We start from the raw sequence: 16,835 nt of genomic DNA, 5'->3' as shown, positions 1-16,835 counted from the left end.
ACCGATAAAGAACGTATCGGAAACACACAGAGGTCGTGACATGAACGCAATGACAGCCATGCGCCAATACCAGCAGGTCGGCCTGCAGGCGCAGGTGTTCGAAGCCAGTCCCCATCAGCTGATCCAGATGCTCATGCAGGGTGCTCTGGACCGTCTGGCCAAGGCGCAAGGTGCCCTGGAGCGTGGTTGGCTACCGGAGAAGGGCGAGCTGATCGGAAAGGCGGTGTCCATCATCGCCGGTCTGAAGGACGTCCTGGATTTCGAGCAGGGTGGCGAGCTAGCCACCAACCTGGATCGTCTGTATGACTATATGATCCGCCGGCTCAGCGAAGCCAACCGCAACAATGATCCTGTTATTCTTGAAGAAGTATCCGGCCTGATCCGCGAGATCAAATCCGGCTGGGATGCCATTGCCCCCTGATCTGGAGTCGACCGATGAACGTCGCCATGCAAAAGACCCCGGTGGAACGTGTCGAGCTCGTCTATGAGCAGATGGCCGCTGCGCTCAAGGCCGGAGACTGGACGCGGATCGCCGAGCTGGATCTGGATTGCCGGCTGTTCGTCGACGAAGCCATGTACGCCACGGGTGACGAGGCAGTAGCCCTGCGTGCCAGCCTCGAGCGCCTGCTGGCGCTCTATGCCTCCTTGTTGCAGAGCTGCAAGGCAGAGCGGGACGCTACCGCCCAGGAGTTGACCAAGCTCAACAAGTCGAATCAGGCCGCCAAGGTTTATCAACTGTTCGGTTGACTGTCATCTGTTGGACGGTAATTCAAAGTTTGGATATTTCGCCGCCATAAAATTGACCCCGCATCACAATTTGTCTTAACTTGCGCAAGATGCCGACCAGTTGGCACTTGGATGCAGGCGACACCTGCGCGTAGCGAACCGACAAGCCGAATTGGGGCAGGGACATGTGGCGTGAAACCAAGATCCTTCTGATCGACGATGAAGCCGAGCGGCGCAAGGCGGTCTCGGTCATTCTCGATTTTCTCGGCGAAGCTCATCTCGCCTGCACCAGTTCCGATTGGCAGGCCACCCTCGAAGCGCTCGACAGCAGTCGGCAGGTCAGCTGTGTGCTGGTCGGTCGCGTCGACAGCCGTGGCAACAGCGTCGAGCTGCTCAAGCAGGTGGTGGCCTGGGACGAGATGGTCCCGCTGCTGTTGCTCGGCGAAGCGGCGCAGCCGGAGTGGCCGGACGATGTCCGCCGCCGCGTGCTGGTCTCCCTCGAATACCCGCTGGCCTACAACAAGCTGCTGGATTCCCTGCACCGTGCCCAGGTCTATCGCGAGATGTACGACCAGGCTCGGGATCGCGGGCGTCAGCGCGAGCCCGAGCTGTTCCGCAGCCTGGTGGGTACCAGCCGCGCCATCCAGGGCGTGCGCAAGATGATGCAGCAGGTGGCCGATACCGAGGCTACGGTACTCATCCTCGGTGAATCCGGTACCGGCAAGGAGGTGGTGGCGCGCAACCTGCACTTCCATTCCAAGCGCCGCGAGGCGCCTTTCGTGCCGGTCAACTGCGGCGCCATTCCGGCCGAGCTGCTGGAAAGCGAGCTGTTCGGTCACGAGAAGGGCGCCTTCACCGGCGCCATCACCAGTCGCGCCGGTCGCTTCGAACTGGCCAACACCGGCACCCTGTTCCTCGACGAGATCGGCGACATGCCGCTGCCCATGCAGGTCAAGCTCCTGCGGGTGCTGCAGGAACGGACCTACGAGCGGGTGGGCAGCAACAAGACCCAGAGCGTTGACGTGCGTATCATCGCGGCGACCCACAAGAACCTGGAGCAGATGATCGCCGCGGGCACCTTCCGCGAAGACCTCTACTACCGCCTCAATGTCTTCCCCATCGACATGGCGCCCCTGCGCGAACGGGGTGAAGACATCCCGCTGCTGATCAACGAACTGATCGCGCGGATGGAACATGAGAAGCGGGGCTCCATCCGCTTCAACTCGGCGGCCATCATGTCGCTGTGCCGCCACGAGTGGCCGGGCAATGTCCGCGAACTGGCGAACCTCGTTGAACGCATGGCGATCATGCATCCCTATGGCGTCATCGGCGTGGCCGAGTTGCCGCTCAAGTTCCGCTACGTGGAAGACGAAGCCGATCCCATGGTGGAGTCCCTGCGCGAGGAATTGCAGGAGCGCGAGGCCATGGCCGGGATCGGGACGGTCGAGGTGTCGTCCTCGGCGCTGCTGCCCAGCGAAGGCCTGGATCTTAAGGACTACCTGGCCAACCTGGAAAAGAGTTTCATCCAGCAGGCGCTGGACGATGCCGGTGGCGTCGTGGCACGTGCCGCCGAGCGACTGCGCATCCGCCGGACCACCCTGGTCGAGAAGATGCGCAAGTACGGCATGGGCCGTCGCGACGACGAGTTCGACGAAGAGATCTAGCGATCCTTCTGTAGCGCTGAATGGGTCAACGTAGGGTGGATGACGGCGCAGCCTCATCCACCTTCTTTTTTAGCGTGGCAAGTGGAAAAGGCCATGCCGTTTTCCACGCTACGGTGCTTTGGTGCCAGGGCGGCATGGGTCTTGCTCCAGCCTGGACAATGTCAATTGTCCGTCGCGAGCCCCAGCCGATGCCTGCGCAAGCCCTTTCTTCCGCTGTCCCTGCCGACGCTGCCGTGGAGGCTTCCGCCTCCGCGCAGGCCCGTGAAGCCCTGGGGCAGATGTCGCGCCAGCTGAGCGAATCCTTCCAGTTGCTCGAAGCCCGGATGAATTCGCTGCAGGGCGAACTGGAGTGGGTGTCTGCCCAGCGTCTGCAGGAGCTGGCGGAAAAGGAGCGCCTGGCCAGCCGGCTGCAGAATCTGCTCGACGTCCTGCCCGCCGGCATCGTGGTGCTGGACGGCGCCGGGCGCGTGCGCGATGCCAACCCCGTGGCCCAGGCTCTGCTCGGCGAGCCTCTGACAGGCGAGTTGTGGCGTACGGTGATCGCCAGGGCCTTTGCCCCGCGCCATGACGACGGCCATGAGGTGTCCCTGCGCGACGGCCGGCGCCTGTCCATCGCCATCCGCTCCCTGGATGGCGAGCCGGGACAACTGGTGCTGCTCAACGACCTTACCGAAACCCGTCACCTGCAGGGCGAACTGGCGCGGCATGAGCGGCTGTCGGCGCTGGGTCGGACCATGGCCTCGCTGGCGCATCAGATCCGTACCCCGCTGACCGCAGCGCTGCTCTATGCCAGCCATCTGGAGGAGGGCGGCCTGGCGCTGGCGCAGCAACAGCGCTTCGCCAGCCGGCTCAAGGAGCGGCTGCACGAACTGGAGAACCAGGTCCGCGACATGCTGGTATTCGCTCGCGGCGAATTGCCCCTGGCGGATCGACTGACCCCCAGCGGGCTGTTCACCACCTTGCGCGAGGCGGCGACCCCTCATCTCGGCGACTGCCCCGTGCGTTGGCAACTAAATGCCCAGGGCGGACTGCTCGCCTGCAACCGCGACATGCTGGTGGGCGCCGCCCTGAACCTCATCCACAACGCCCTGCAGGCCATGGCGGGCAGTGGCCGCCCGGGACGACTCAAGGTGCATCTCCATCGCCGTGACGGCGAGTTGCGCCTGGTGATTAGCGACAGCGGTCCGGGCATTCCGCTGGCGGTCCAGCAGCGTCTGGGCGAGCCCTTTCTCAGCACCAAGACCACCGGCACCGGTCTCGGCTTGCCGGTGGCCCTGGCGATGGCCAAGGCCCACGGCGGCCGGCTGACCGTGCGCTCGCGGGTGGGGCGTGGCACGGTGGTGACCTTCATCCTGCCCCTGCTGGCGAGCGAGGAGACCTCGGCATGACCCTGCCCATCCTGCTGGTGGAAGACGACCGCGCCCTGCGCGAAGCCCTGGCCGATACCCTGGAGCTCGGCGGTTACCGCTATCGCGCCGTGGACAGCGGTGAAGCGGCATTGCTGGCGCTGGCCGAGGAGCCCTTCGGCCTGGTGATCAGCGACGTCAACATGCCCGGCATCGACGGTCATCAATTGCTGGCCAGTATCCGGCTGCGCGATCCGGCGCTGCCGGTGCTGCTGATGACCGCCTTCGGCAGCATCGAACGCGCCGTCGAGGCCATGCGCGGCGGGGCGGCGGACTATCTGGTCAAGCCCTTCGAGCCGCGCCTGCTGCTGGACACACTGGCGCGCTGCTGCCCCCAGGGGCGCCGCGCGCCCGGTGCGCGTCAGCCGGTGGCGGCCGATCCCCAGAGTCGGCAGTTGCTGGAGCTGGCCAGCCGGGTCGCCCGGAGCGAGGCCACGGTGCTCATCACCGGCGAGTCGGGCACCGGCAAGGAGGTACTGGCGCGCTTCATCCACGATCAATCGGCGCGGGCGGACGGCCCCTTCGTGGCGGTCAACTGCGCGGCCATCCCCGATCACCTATTGGAAGCCATCCTCTTCGGGCACGAGAAGGGCGCCTTCACCGGCGCCATCGCCGCCCAGCCGGGCAAGTTCGAACTGGCCCAGGGCGGTACCCTGCTCCTGGACGAGATCTCCGAGATGCCGCTAGGGCTGCAGGCCAAGCTGCTGCGGGTCCTGCAGGAGCGCGAGGTGGAGCGGGTCGGAGCGCGCAAGCCGCTGGCGCTGGACATCCGCGTGGTGGCCACCAGCAACCGCAGGCTGGCGGAGGAGGTGGCTGCCGGGCGCTTCCGTGAAGACCTCTTCTATCGACTGTCGGTCTTTCCGCTGGCCTGGCTGCCGCTGCGCGAGCGACCGGCCGACATCGTGCCCCTGGCCGAACGGCTGCTGGCGGTTCAGGCCGCGCGGATGAATCGTCCGGTACCGGCCCTGAGCGCCGCCGCGCGCCAGGCCCTGGCCGAGCATCCCTGGCCGGGCAATGTGCGCGAACTGGACAATGCCGTGCAGCGGGCGCTGATCCTGCAACCGGGCCACCAGCTCCAGGCAGAGGATTTCGGACTGCACTGGCTGGCGACCGGTGTTTCCCAGACGCCTGTCGCAGCGCCCGTACCGACGTCAGGCGTGGCCGAAGCCATGCGTCCATTGGACGCCGATCTGCGCGATCGGGAATTCCAGGTGATCCTCGATACCCTGAAGGCCGAACGCGGCCGCCGCAAGGAGACCGCCGAGCGCCTGGGCATCAGTGCTCGCACCCTCAGGTACAAGCTGGCGCAGATGCGTGATGCCGGGCTGGACGTGGAGCAGGAATTGCTCGCCGGTTGCTGAGCGCGCAAGTCGATAGCCGGCTATCTACCCAGAGGGAACCAACCGTCTAAGGCGCTGTTCTAGAGAAAGGATCGCGACTGCGGCGTGGGGTCGCAGAGGAAGCTTGCCCCCGCCGTCCCGGACCCCGTCCGGCCGCTTTGCTTTCTTCTCCTAGGCGCTGCTTGTGCTGAAAACGGTTTCATGGACGGTGCTTGCCGTTTTTGCCGCGGGTGGCGCGCCTGCCAGCACGAGGACGCTTGCCATGGGTTCCACCGCACCTTCCAGCTCCAACGCCGACCTATTGACCATCAATACCATCCGTACCCTGTCCATGGATGCGGTACAGAAGGCCAATTCCGGCCACCCTGGTACGCCGATGGCCCTGGCCCCGGTCGGTCATACGCTGTGGAGCCGCTTCCTCCGCTATCACCCCGAGCATCCGGACTGGCCCAACCGCGACCGCTTCGTGCTATCGGTCGGCCATGCCTCCATGCTGCTCTATTCGCTGCTGCATCTCGCAGGCGTCAAGGAGATCGACGAGCACGGCACCGCGACCGGCAAGGAAGCGGTCAGCCTGGAGGACATCAAGCAATTCCGCCAGCTGGATTCCAAGACCCCGGGCCACCCCGAGTACCGCATGACCACCGGCATCGAGACCACCACCGGTCCGCTGGGGCAGGGCTGCGGCAACAGCGTCGGCATGGCACTGGCGCAGAAGTGGCTGGCGGCGCGCTTCAATCAGCCGGGCGTGACCCTGTTCGACTATGACGTCTACGTCCTGTGCGGCGACGGCGACATGATGGAAGGCGTCACCGGCGAGGCGGCGTCCATGGCCGGCCACCTGGGGCTGGACAACCTCTGCTGGATCTACGACAACAACACCATCAGCATCGAAGGCCACACCGAGCTGGCCTTCAGCGAAGACGTGGCCGAGCGCTTCCGTGGCTATGGCTGGCACACCCTGCACGTCAAGGATGCCAACGACGCCGAGGCCCTGGCCGCCGCCCTGCATCGCTTCAAGGGCAACACCGGCAAGCCGACCCTGATCGTGGTCGACAGCCTGATCGGCTATGGCGCACCCAACAAGCAGAACACCGCGGCGGCCCACGGCGAGCCGCTGGGCGCGGACGAGATCAAGCTGGCGAAGAAGGCCTACGGCTGGCCGGAAGATGCCGATTTCCTGGTGCCCGAAGAAGCCCGTCATCACCTGCGTGATGCGCTGCTGGAACGTGCCAGTGGTCTCTACGAAGACTGGAATCGCGCCTTCGACCGTCTGCGCCAGGACGATCCGCGCCGTGCCGACGAGCTCCAGCGCATGCGCGCCGGCGAGATGCCGGAGGGCTGGGACGCCAAGCTGCCCAATTTCGACGCCGACGCCAAGGGCGTGGCCTCCCGCGAATCCGGCGGCAAGGCGCTCAATGCCTTCGCCGAACAGATCCCCTGGCTGGTCGGGGGGGCCGCCGACCTGGCGCCGTCCACCAAGACCAACCTCAAGTTCGACGGCGCCGGCAGCTTCTCCGCGCGGGAGCCTGCGGGGCGCAACATGCACTTCGGCATTCGCGAGCATGCCATGGGCTCCATCGCCAACGGCATGGCGCTCTGCTACCTGCGCAGCTTCACCGCCACCTTCCTGGTGTTCAGCGACTACATGAAGCCGCCGATCCGCCTGGCGTCGATCATGGAATTGCCCGTGGTCTTCGTCTTCACCCACGACTCCATCGGCGTTGGCGAAGACGGCCCGACCCACCAGCCCATCGAGCACCTGGCGCAGCTGCGCGCCACCCCGGGCCTGCTGACCCTGCGTCCGGGCGATGCCAACGAAGCCGTGCAGGCCTGGAAGATCGCCCTGCAACAGACCAACAGACCCTCCTGCATGGTGCTGTCGCGCCAGCCGCTGCCGACCCTGGATCGTTCGAAGTACGCCAGTGCCGAAGGGGTCGCTCAGGGTGCCTACGTGGTGGCCGATGCCGAGGGCGGCAAGCCCCAGGTGATCCTCATGGCTACCGGCAGCGAACTGGGCCTGGCGATGCAGGCCTATGAGCAACTCAAGAGCGAAGGGGTGAAGGCGCGTGTGGTCTCCATGCCCTGCTGGGAACTGTTCGAAGAGCAGGACGAGGCCTACAAGCAGTCCGTGCTGCCCGACGAGGTGCTGGGGCGCGTCGCCATCGAGCAGGCCGGTCCCCTCGGCTGGGAGCGCTATATCGGGCGCAAGGGTGCCTCGGTGACCATGAGCACCTTCGGGGCCTCGGCGCCCATCGGCAAGCTGCAGGCCAAATACGGCTACACCGTGGAAAACGTGGTCAAGCTGGCCAAGGAGCAGGCGCAACGTCAGGGGAGCGCCACATGAGCAATCCACTCAAACAGCTGACGGAGCAGGGCCAGGCGGTCTGGCTCGACTTCGTCAGTCGCGAGTTCCTCGCCAAGGGTGAACTGCAGAAGCTGATCGAGCGTGACGGCCTCACCGGCGTCACCTCCAACCCGTCGATCTTCGAGAAGGCCATGGGGCATGGCAGTGACTATGACGCCAGCCTCAAGGCCTTTCTGGAAAAGGCCGATGCCGAGCCGGTGGATGTCTATGAGCATCTGGCGATCGAGGACATCCAGCAGGCCGCCGACATCCTGCGGCCGGTCTACGATCGCCTCGAAGGCCGCGATGGCTACGTGAGCCTGGAGGTCTCGCCCTATCTGGCGCTGGATACCCGTGCCACCCTGGAAGAGGCGCGCCGCCTCTGGCAGGCGGTGGACCGGCCCAATCTCATGGTCAAGGTGCCGGGTACGCCCGAGGGTGCCGTGGCCATCCGCAAGCTGATCGAAGAGGGGATCAACGTCAATGTGACCCTGCTGTTTGATCGCAACGCTTATATGGCGGTGGCGGAGGCCTATATCGCCGGTCTGGAAGCCCGCCTGCATCGCGGTGAAGACATCTCCCGTCTCGCCAGCGTGGCGAGCTTCTTCATCAGCCGGGTCGATGGCGTGCTGGACAAGCTGATCGACGAGCGCAAGGGCGAGGACGCCGAGCTGGGCGGGCTGCGTGGCAAGGTCGCCATCGCCAACGCCAAGCTGGCCTATCAGGACTACCTGCGGCTGATCCAGTCGCCGCGCTGGAAGGTTCTGGAAGCCAAGGGTGCACGCCCGCAGCGTCTGCTGTGGGCCTCCACCGGCTCCAAGGATCCGGCCTATCCCGATACCCTCTATGTCGATCAGTTGATCGGTCCGGATACCGTCAACACCATGCCGCCGAAAACCATGGATGCCTTCCGTGACCATGGCACGGCGGCCCCCATGCTGAGCACCGATATCGAAGCCGCGCAGCGCGTGGTGGATGCGACCGCCCGTTTCGGGCTGGATCTGGATGGCGTGGCCAAGCGGCTGGTCAAGGACGGTGCCTGCCAGTTCGAGGACGCCGCCGATGCGCTGCTGGGCGCGGTCGGCCAGAAGCGCCTCGATTTCCTGGGTGAGCGCCTGAATACCGCGGACTATCGCCTGCCCGATGCGCTGAATGAAGCGGTGGAAAAGCGTCTCGACGAGGCACGCCGTGAAGGCTGGTCCCGTAGGCTGTGGCAGGGCGATGCCTCGCTCTGGACCGGTCGCGACGAAGACCAGTGGGTCGGGTGGCTGGCCGCGGCCCAGGGCCGTCAGGCTGACCCCAAAGCCTTGGCAGCCCTGGCGGAAGCGGCCCGGCAAGAGGGCCTGGATACCGTGGTGCTGCTGGGCATGGGTGGTTCGAGCCTGGGTCCGGAGGTGCTGGCCAATACCCTGGGCACCGCGCCAGGCGGGCTCACGCTCAAGGTGCTCGATTCCACCGATCCGGCGCAGATCGCCGCCCTGGAAGAGCAACTGGACCTGCACAGGACGCTGTTCCTGGTGTCGAGCAAATCCGGCTCGACCCTGGAGCCGGAAATCCTGCGCGCCTATTTCCACAAGGCCGTCGAGCAGGCCCTGGGTGCGGAAGCAGCCCAGCGGCGCTTCGTCGCCATTACCGATCCCGGCTCCAAGCTCGAAGCCAGTGCCACGGCCGAGGGCTACCGGGCTATTTTCCAGGGCGATCCCCATATCGGTGGACGCTATTCGGTGCTGTCGGTATTCGGCATGGTGCCCCTGGCGCTGCTCGGCCATTCGGTGGCCGATTTCTTCCAGGTGACCCAGCCCATGGTGCTGGCCTGCAGCCCCAGTGCTCCACCGGCCATCAATCCCGGCATCCGCCTGGGCGTGGTCCTGGGCGAGGCGGTGCGTGCCGGACGCGACAAGGTCACCCTGATCGCCTCGCCGGGTCTCGCCAGCCTGGGCGCCTGGCTGGAGCAGTTGCTCGCCGAGAGCACCGGCAAGCAGGGCAAGGGCATCATCCCGGTGGACCTGGAGCCGCTCGGCGAGCCAGCCGTCTATGGGGCGGATCGGGTGTTCGTCAGCCTGGTGCTGGCGGGCGAAGAAGACGCCGAGCGCGACCGTCGCCTGCAGGCCCTGGCCGCAGCCGGGCATCCGGTGGTGGACATCCGTCTCGCCCGCGCCGAACTGATCGGCCAGGAATTCTTCCGCTGGGAGGTGGCGACCGAGGTGGCCGGTGCCGTCATCGGCATCAATCCCTTCGATCAGCCCGACGTGGAAGCCAGCAAGATCAAGACCCGCGCCCTTACCGACGGCTACGAACGCGAAGGGCGTCTCGCCGGCGACGAGCCGCTGCTTGAGGAGGGTACTCTGGCCCTGTTCGGCGATGCCGACCTGCAGGGGCAGGACACCGCCCGCGCGGCGATCAAGGCGCACCTGGCGCGCCTGCAGCCCGGCGACTATCTCGCCGTGCTGGCCTATCTCGAGCGCAATGCCGTGCATGAGGAGGCCTTGAGCGCCATGCGTGATAGCATTCGCGACAGCAAGCGCGTAGCGACCGTCGGCGGCTTCGGCCCCCGCTTTCTGCACTCCACCGGACAGGCCTACAAGGGCGGTCCGAACTCGGGTGTGTTCATCCAGATTACCGCCGATGCCCAGAACGACCTGGAGATTCCAGGGCGGAGTCTGAGCTTTGGTGTCGTCGAGGCCGCCCAGGCCAAGGGCGACCTCGAGGTGCTGGCCGAACGGGGACGGCGCTACCTGCGCGTGCATATCAAGGGCGGCGACATCGACGCCGGCCTGCAACAAATCGTCGAACTGGTCGAGGCGGCGGTCGCCTGACCTCAAGGAGTCATCAGCATGCAATTGGGAATCATCGGACTGGGCCGCATGGGCGGCAACATCGCACGGCGTTTGATGAAGCATGGGCATGAAGTCGCGGTCTATGACCGCAGTGCCGAAACCGTGGCCGGCCTCGGCAAGGAAGGCGCCGTCACCGCCGATAGCCTGGACGGTGTCATCGCCGCCCTGGCTCAGCCGCGGGCCATCTGGGTCATGCTGCCGGCCGGCGAGCCGACCGAGCAGACCATCGCCGAGCTGGCCGACCGCCTGGCTCCCGGCGACGTCATCATCGATGGTGGCAACACCTACTACAAGGACGACATCCGTCGCGCCAAGACCCTGGCCGAGAAGGGCATCGACTACGTCGACGTCGGCACCTCCGGTGGCGTCTGGGGCCTGGAGCGCGGCTACTGCATGATGATCGGCGGCAAGTCCGAAGCCGTCGAGCGCCTGGAGCCCATCTTCGAAGCCCTGGCCCCCGGTTATGGCAGCATCGAGCGTACCCGTGGCCGCAACGCCCCGGACGAGCGTGCCGAGCGCGGCTTCATCTTTACCGGTCCGGCCGGTTCCGGTCACTTCGTCAAGATGGTGCACAACGGCATCGAATACGGCCTGATGCAGGCCTATGCCGAAGGCTTCGACATCCTCAAGATGAAGAACAGCGACAAGCTGCCGGAAGACGAGCGCTTCGACCTGGACCTGGCCGACATCGCCGAGGTCTGGCGCCGTGGCAGCGTGGTGTCTTCCTGGCTGCTGGACCTGACCGCCCAGGCCCTGGCCGGCGACGTCGCCCTGGAGAAATTCTCCGGCTCCGTGGCCGACAGCGGCGAAGGTCGCTGGACCATCGAGGCGGCCATCGAGGAAGCGGTACCGGTCAACGTCCTGTCCGCCGCCCTCTATGCGCGTTTCCGCTCCCGCCAGCAAGCCACCTACGCCGACAAGCTGCTGTCGGCCATGAGATTCGGCTTCGGCGGCCACGTCGAAATCCCGCAATAAAACCCCGGCCGTTCCCCTGTGGAGCGGCCACGGGCCGCGTCCGGGGGGACGGCATCAGCCGCCCTCGCGGATAAGGCCCTGTCATGACCGATTCTCCTGCCGTCACCCCCAGCACCGCCGCCCAGGAGCGCCGCTCCTGCACCAAGGCACCCACCGCACCGCCGGCCACGCTCTTTCTGTTCGGCGCTAATGGCGACCTGGTCAAGCGACTGCTGATCCCCTCGCTGTACAACCTCCTGCGCGATGGTCTGCTCGACGACCGCACCCAGATCATCGGCGTCGATCACAATCCCAACACCGACGAAGGTTTCGCCGACCGGCTGGAAGCCTTCATCCGCGACCAGGCCGAAGCCAAGGGCAAGTCCCGGGACGAGGCGCTGGATGCCGATCTCTGGGGCCAGCTGCGCGGGCGCATCCGCTATTTGCAGGGCGACTTCCTCGAAGACGCCACCTACCAGGCGGTGGGCGAGCGCATCGCCCAGGCCGACACCGACAACGCCGTCTTCTACCTGGCTACCGCCGCGCGCTTCTTCGGCGACGTCGCCGAGCGCCTGGGCAAGGCCGGACTGCTGGAAGAGCGTGAAGACGCCTACCGCCGGCTGGTGGTGGAAAAGCCCTTTGGCGCCGACCTGGCCAGTGCCCAGGCGCTCAACCAGCGCCTGCTGGCGAACATGGAGGAAAAGCAGATCTATAGAATCGACCACTACCTGGGCAAGGAGACGGTGCAGAACATCCTGGTCAGCCGGTTCTCCAACGCCCTGTTCGAGTCGTTCTGGAACAACCACTACATCGACCATGTGCAGATCACCGCGGCCGAGACCGTGGGCGTGGAGTCGCGGGGCGATTTCTACGAGAAGACCGGTACCCTCAGGGACATGGTACCCAACCACCTGTTCCAGCTGCTGGCCATGGTCGCCATGGAGCCGCCGGCCTCCTTCAACGCCACCTCGGTGCGTGACGAGAAGGCCAAGGTGGTCGGCGCCATCCGTCCCCAGACCACCGAAGAGGCCCTGGCCAACTCGGTGCGTGGCCAGTACGCCGCCGGGACGATGAACGACAAGCCCGTCAAAGGCTATCGCGAGGAAGAGCGGGTCGATCCCGAGAGCCAGACCGAGACCTATGTGGCGCTCAAGCTGTTCGTCGACAACTGGCGCTGGGCCGGGGTGCCTTTCTACCTGCGCACTGGCAAGCGCCTGACCGCGCGTGATACCGAGATCGCCATCTGCTTCAAGCACGCGCCCTATGCCCAGTTCCGCGACACCAAGATCGACCGGATGCGGCCCAACTACCTGATCATCCAGATCCAGCCCGACGAAGGCATGTGGTTCGACTTCCATGCCAAGCGCCCGGGACCCCTGGTGGAACTGGAGAACATCCGCATGGGCTTCGCCTATAGCGATTTCTTCGAGATGCAGCCCTCCACCGGCTACGAAACCCTGATCTACGACTCCCTGATCGGCGACCAGACCCTGTTCCAGCGCGCCGACAACATCGAGAACGGCTGGCGCGCCGTGCAACCCTTCCTCGACGCCTGGCAACAGGGCGGCGCAGTGGAAAGCTACGCCGCGGGCAGTGCCGGTCCCGCCGGTGCCGATGAACTCCTGCAGAAGGACGGCCGCTCATGGCATCCGCTGACCTGATCCCCATCGACCTGCTGGTGTCGGATATCGACGGCACCCTGGTGCGTGACGACAAGAGCCTGAGCGAGGCGGTGATCGCCGCGGTAAAGCGCCTGCAGGCGGCCGGCAAGGCCATCACCCTGGTCAGCAGCCGCCCGCCGCGGGCGCTACTGCCGCTGGTGCGGCAACTGGGCATTGACCAGGCGGTGGCCGGTTTCAACGGCGGCAATCTGGTGGAAGCGGACGGCGCCCTGATCCGCGCCCACCGCTTGGCCGAGCAGGTGACGCGCCAGGTGCTGGAGCGCCTGGATCGCGAGGCCTTCGAGGTCTGGCTGTTCGCCGACGACCTCTGGCTGACCCGCGACGGGGAGGGGCCCTATGTCCCCCGCGAGACCCGGGCACTGGGTTATGGCCCCACCGTCGTGGACTCCTTCGAACCCTACCTGGATCGCGTCGACAAGATCGTCGCCGCCGGTAGCGATCACGCCGGCCTGGAAGCCCTGGAGGGCGAGTTGGGTGAGCGATTGGGCGAGGGCGCCACGGTGCTGCGCTCCCAGCTCTATTACCTGGACATCACCCATCCCAAGGCCAACAAGGGCGACGCCCTGATCGAACTGGCCCAGGCCGCGGGCGTACCCGTGGCGCGCACCGCGGCCATTGGCGATGGCAGCAACGACGTGCCCATGTTCCGCCAGGCGGGCCTGGCCATCGCCATGGGCCAGGCCGGGGCGGCGGTGCGCGAAGCAGCCGACCGGGTGACGGCCAGCAACCAGGAAGATGGCCTGGCCCAGGCCATCGATCAGTGGATCCTGGGGGCCTGATGGCTGGTTGGTGAGGTTGGGCTTCGCTGCGCTCAACCCAACCTGCTTGTCCTGTAGGTTGGGTTGAGACAGCTCCACCGTCGAAGCCCGACAGGTCTGAATTAGCTCCAGGTGGAAAAGGCTGCGCCGTTTTCCACGCTACGGCCTGATGGGTGATATTGGGCTTCGCTGTGCTCAACCCAACCTACAGGGTGCGTAGGTTGGGTTGCGGCGGCTCCATCGCCGAGGCCCGACAGGGTTGGCCTTAGCACAGGTGGAAAAGGCTGCGCCGTTTTCCACGCTACGCGGTATCAGGCGGGCGCCCCCTCTCCCTCCGGGAGAGGGCCGGGGTGAGGGCAGCCAAACCCCGCGCTACCCCTCCTTCTGCTCCCTAAATTCCCGCACATGCTCCACCAGTGCCCGCAGCTTGGGCGCCAGGTTGTGGCGGTTCGGATAGTAGAGGTAGAAGCCGGGAAAGGGCGGCAGATAGTCGTCCAGCACCCGCTCCAGTTCGCCACGCGCCAGATAGGGCCGGAAGGTGTCCTCCATGCCAAAGGTGATGCCGCCGCCGGCCAGGGCGGTGCGCACCATCAGCAGCATGTCGTTGGTGGTGATCCGCGGCGAAACGGCCACGTCGAAGGCGCGGCCGTCCTCGCTGAATTCCCAGCGCCAGGGCGCCACTTCCGGAGCCGGACGCCAGCCGATGCAGCGGTGGTCCGCCAGGTCGCGCGGGTGCCGGGGCCGGCCATGGCGGGCGAAGTAGGTCGGGGTCGCCACGGCCACCTCGCGCTGCGCCCCGGTCACCGGGATGGCGATCATGTCCTGCTCGATCACCTCGCCCAGTCGCACGCCGGCATCGAAACCCCGCGCGACGATATCGAATTCCTCATCAGTGACGGTGATGTCCAGGGTCACCTCCGGATAGGCCTCGACGAAGCTGGCCAGCAACGGCCCGTCGAGAAAGCGCTCGGCGATGGAGGTGACCGCGACCCGCAACAATCCGCGCGGAGGGCCGGCGTGACTGGCGTCTTCCAGGGCACCCAGCAGCCCGGCCAGGGGCCCGGCGACCTGTCGCTGCAGGCGTTCGCCCGCTTCGGTAAGACGCACGCTGCGGGTGGTGCGCTGGACCAGTGAACTGCCCAATTCGTCTTCCAGACGGCGAATGGCCTGGCTGACCGCCGAGCGACTGACGCCCAGGCGATCGGCCGCCACACGAAAATTCTCGGCCGTGGCCACCACGGTGAAGACCTTGAGCAGATTCAGATCGGTAGGCATTGGTAAGTCCAGCTAACCATGGCAGTCAGGGAAGGGGGAGTTATCACGACAATGACCCCTCGCTAAGGTGGTGGCAAGCCTGTAAGGGCGCCGTGCCGACAGGGCAGGCAGCCGACGAGCAGATCGTCCGGGCAAACCATCCCATTTCGAGAGGAACACTCCATGGCTATCGACAAGGTCGTACTCATCACCGGCGCTTCCAGTGGCATAGGTGCGGGCATCGCGCGCGAACTGGGCGCGGCCGGCTGCAAGCTCCTGCTCGGTGCCCGCCGCAGTGAGCGGCTGGAAGCCCTGGCGGCCGAGATCAACGCTGCGGGCGGCGAGGCCGCCTGCCGCCGACTGGACGTCACCGACAGCGCCGACGTGGCCGCCTTCGCCCAAGCGGCGCGCGAACGCTGGGGCCGGGTGGACGTCATCGTCAGCAACGCCGGCATCATGCCGCTGTCGCCCCTGGCCTCGCTCAAGACCGCAGAGTGGATGCAGATGGTCGACGTCAACATCAAGGGCGTGCTCAACGGCATCGCCGCGGTGCTGCCGGAATTCACCGCCCGCGGCGCCGGACACATCATCAACCTGGGCTCCATCGGCGCCCTGTCGGTGGTGCCCACGGCGGCGGTCTATTGCGCCACCAAGCATGCGGTGCGGGCGATCTCCGAAGGCCTGCGCCAGGAACGTGAAGATCTGCGGGTCACCTGCATCCATCCGGGCGTGGTGGAAAGCGAGCTGGCCTCCACCATCACCGATCCCGCCGCCCGGGCGATGATGGACAGCTACCGCGCCATCGCCCTGCAACCCGATGCCATCGGCCGCGCGGTGCGCTACGCCATCGAGCAGCCGGACGACGTGGACGTCAACGAGATCGTCGTCCGTCCGACCCGCAGCGCCAACTAGACCGTTTCGGCCAGGGCTTCGAGAAAGCGCTCCAGCACCAGATTCGGTCGCCGACCCTTGCGGGTGACGGCGGCCAGGGTGGTGTCGAAATGGAAGCGTTCGGGATTGAGGGCGCGCAGTTGTCCTTGCACCACCCAGGGCTGGGCCACGTGGTCGGGCAGGTAGCCGATGTAGCAGCCGGTGAGGATAAGGAAGGCCACGCCTTCGCGATCCGAGGCCCGCGCCGTGCAATTCAGCGCGGCATGGCGCTCGTGGCCGTCCTGGTTGAGCAGATGATTGGGGCCGACCGCGTCCTGGGCGGCCAGGACGCTCTCGTCCAGCGCCGCATCGGCCACCGCGAACAGTGGATGGGCCCGGCTGCAATAGAGCAGGGCGCGCTCTTCGTAGAGCGGCAGGTAGTCCAGCCCGGCCAGGGCGTTGATCAGCGGCAGCACGCCCAGGTGCAGGTGGCCGTCGAGCACGCCGGTCTCGATTTCGCCGGGCAGGGTCATGCCTATGTTGACTACCACCCCCGGCGCGGCGCGCTTGAGCGCGGCCAGGGCATGGGTGATGCGCATGCGCGGCTGGGTCACCAGGTTGTTGATGATGCCCAGGTTCAGCTCGCCGCGCAGGTGCTGGTGCAACTGGTTGACCTCGCTGCGAAAGCCTTCCAGGGCGGCGAACAGCGACTGGCTCGCCTTGAGCACCTCGCGGCCTTCGTCGGTCAGGGAGAAACCGGCGCGCCCGCGCTGGCAGAGGCGCATGCCCAGGCGTTTTTCCAGATCGTTCATGTGCAGGCTGATGGCCGAGCGGGTGATGCCCAGCCGGCCTTCGGCGGCGGTGAAGCTGCCGCATTCCACCACGGTCTTGAACAGTCGCAGCAGGCGGATCTCGAAATCGCCGACCTGGGCGAGCAGGGCCTTGCGCGTCGTCTTCATGGCTGCCACCGCAAATGCGGGACAGCATAAGGCGCCGT

General features: G+C 66.3%; 13 protein-coding genes. 11 read left to right on the top strand and 2 right to left on the bottom strand.

What is annotated here, in order from left to right; translation table 11 throughout:
• Positions 1-40: 40 nt before the first annotated feature.
• The 10 genes from fliS (at position 41) to OXS31_RS14380 (ending at position 13,735) form a co-directional block, all read left to right on the top strand.
• Positions 41-421 carry a flagellar export chaperone FliS gene (gene fliS, locus OXS31_RS14425; protein ID WP_026083956.1) on the top strand — a complete coding sequence of 127 codons (381 nt, stop codon included), beginning with the start codon at positions 41-43 and terminating at the stop codon, positions 419-421.
• 14 nt (positions 422-435) lie between these two features.
• Positions 436-747, top strand: a complete 312-nt coding sequence (locus OXS31_RS14420) for a flagellar protein FliT (protein WP_027598011.1) — start codon at positions 436-438, stop codon at positions 745-747.
• Between the two features lie 164 nt (positions 748-911).
• On the top strand, positions 912-2,390 hold the full coding sequence (locus OXS31_RS14415; protein WP_044340926.1) for a sigma-54 dependent transcriptional regulator: 1,479 nt from the start codon (positions 912-914) through the stop codon (positions 2,388-2,390).
• Between the two features lie 188 nt (positions 2,391-2,578).
• Positions 2,579-3,778, top strand: a complete 1,200-nt coding sequence (locus OXS31_RS14410) for an ATP-binding protein (protein WP_267399800.1) — start codon at positions 2,579-2,581, stop codon at positions 3,776-3,778.
• The gene (locus OXS31_RS14405) at positions 3,775-5,157 is read left to right on the top strand and encodes a sigma-54 dependent transcriptional regulator (RefSeq protein ID WP_181083301.1); all 1,383 of its coding nucleotides are present in this window, start codon (positions 3,775-3,777) and stop codon (positions 5,155-5,157) included. The genes OXS31_RS14410 and OXS31_RS14405 overlap by 4 nt, the downstream gene beginning before the upstream one ends.
• Positions 5,158-5,398: 241 nt before the next feature.
• Positions 5,399-7,483: a transketolase gene (gene tkt / locus OXS31_RS14400; RefSeq protein WP_267399799.1), complete on the top strand. Its 2,085-nt coding sequence runs from the start codon at positions 5,399-5,401 to the stop codon at positions 7,481-7,483.
• Positions 7,480-10,299 carry a bifunctional transaldolase/phosoglucose isomerase gene (locus OXS31_RS14395; protein ID WP_267399798.1) on the top strand — a complete coding sequence of 940 codons (2,820 nt, stop codon included), beginning with the start codon at positions 7,480-7,482 and terminating at the stop codon, positions 10,297-10,299. Before tkt ends, OXS31_RS14395 begins: the two co-directional genes overlap by 4 nt.
• Before the next feature lie 18 nt (positions 10,300-10,317).
• Positions 10,318-11,295 carry a phosphogluconate dehydrogenase (NAD(+)-dependent, decarboxylating) gene (gene gnd, locus OXS31_RS14390; RefSeq protein WP_007160419.1) on the top strand — a complete coding sequence of 326 codons (978 nt, stop codon included), beginning with the start codon at positions 10,318-10,320 and terminating at the stop codon, positions 11,293-11,295.
• An 83-nt stretch (positions 11,296-11,378) separates the two neighbouring features.
• Positions 11,379-12,935, top strand: a complete 1,557-nt coding sequence (zwf, locus tag OXS31_RS14385) for a glucose-6-phosphate dehydrogenase (RefSeq protein WP_144948897.1) — start codon at positions 11,379-11,381, stop codon at positions 12,933-12,935.
• Positions 12,917-13,735, top strand: a complete 819-nt coding sequence (locus OXS31_RS14380) for an HAD family hydrolase (RefSeq protein WP_267399796.1) — start codon at positions 12,917-12,919, stop codon at positions 13,733-13,735. The genes zwf and OXS31_RS14380 overlap by 19 nt, the downstream gene beginning before the upstream one ends.
• A 351-nt stretch (positions 13,736-14,086) precedes the next feature.
• On the opposite strand, the gene OXS31_RS14375 is transcribed toward OXS31_RS14380, so the two are convergent.
• A complete protein-coding gene (locus OXS31_RS14375) occupies positions 14,087-14,989 on the bottom strand; it encodes a LysR family transcriptional regulator (RefSeq protein ID WP_044340919.1) in 903 nt (300 codons plus the stop codon).
• Positions 14,990-15,151: 162 nt separating this feature from the next.
• Here OXS31_RS14375 and OXS31_RS14370 point away from each other — a divergent pair, with 162 nt between their 5' ends.
• Positions 15,152-15,880, top strand: coding sequence for an SDR family oxidoreductase (locus tag OXS31_RS14370; RefSeq protein ID WP_267399793.1), 729 nt, complete (start codon positions 15,152-15,154; stop codon positions 15,878-15,880).
• Here the strand turns inward: OXS31_RS14370 and OXS31_RS14365 are convergent.
• Positions 15,877-16,797, bottom strand: coding sequence for a LysR family transcriptional regulator (locus tag OXS31_RS14365; RefSeq protein WP_027598001.1), 921 nt, complete (start codon positions 16,795-16,797; stop codon positions 15,877-15,879). The two genes, OXS31_RS14370 and OXS31_RS14365, sit on opposite strands and share 4 nt — an antisense overlap.
• Between the last annotated feature and the right edge of the window lie 38 nt (positions 16,798-16,835).

Origin of the sequence: Pseudomonas sp. GM_Psu_1 (genome assembly GCF_026544185.1) — a bacterium.
In the GTDB taxonomy this organism is placed as follows: domain Bacteria; phylum Pseudomonadota; class Gammaproteobacteria; order Pseudomonadales; family Pseudomonadaceae; genus Chryseomonas; species Chryseomonas oryzihabitans.
This window is presented reverse-complemented; position numbering and strand designations above follow the sequence as displayed.

What these genes read in the sequence shown, in the direction of transcription:
- OXS31_RS14410 (WP_267399800.1), top strand. Translation starts at nt 2,579, where the DNA reads ATGCCTGCGCAAGCCCTTTCTTCCGCTGTCCCTGCCGACGCTGCCGTG.
- gnd (WP_007160419.1), top strand. Translation starts at nt 10,318, where the DNA reads ATGCAATTGGGAATCATCGGACTGGGCCGCATGGGCGGCAACATCGCA.
- OXS31_RS14380 (WP_267399796.1), top strand. Translation starts at nt 12,917, where the DNA reads ATGGCATCCGCTGACCTGATCCCCATCGACCTGCTGGTGTCGGATATC.
- OXS31_RS14370 (WP_267399793.1), top strand. Translation starts at nt 15,152, where the DNA reads ATGGCTATCGACAAGGTCGTACTCATCACCGGCGCTTCCAGTGGCATA.
- OXS31_RS14395 (WP_267399798.1), top strand. Translation starts at nt 7,480, where the DNA reads ATGAGCAATCCACTCAAACAGCTGACGGAGCAGGGCCAGGCGGTCTGG.
- OXS31_RS14420 (WP_027598011.1), top strand. Translation starts at nt 436, where the DNA reads ATGAACGTCGCCATGCAAAAGACCCCGGTGGAACGTGTCGAGCTCGTC.
- OXS31_RS14415 (WP_044340926.1), top strand. Translation starts at nt 912, where the DNA reads ATGTGGCGTGAAACCAAGATCCTTCTGATCGACGATGAAGCCGAGCGG.
- tkt (WP_267399799.1), top strand. Translation starts at nt 5,399, where the DNA reads ATGGGTTCCACCGCACCTTCCAGCTCCAACGCCGACCTATTGACCATC.
- OXS31_RS14405 (WP_181083301.1), top strand. Translation starts at nt 3,775, where the DNA reads ATGACCCTGCCCATCCTGCTGGTGGAAGACGACCGCGCCCTGCGCGAA.
- OXS31_RS14365 (WP_027598001.1), bottom strand. Translation starts at nt 16,797, where the DNA reads ATGAAGACGACGCGCAAGGCCCTGCTCGCCCAGGTCGGCGATTTCGAG.
- fliS (WP_026083956.1), top strand. Translation starts at nt 41, where the DNA reads ATGAACGCAATGACAGCCATGCGCCAATACCAGCAGGTCGGCCTGCAG.
- OXS31_RS14375 (WP_044340919.1), bottom strand. Translation starts at nt 14,989, where the DNA reads ATGCCTACCGATCTGAATCTGCTCAAGGTCTTCACCGTGGTGGCCACG.
- zwf (WP_144948897.1), top strand. Translation starts at nt 11,379, where the DNA reads ATGACCGATTCTCCTGCCGTCACCCCCAGCACCGCCGCCCAGGAGCGC.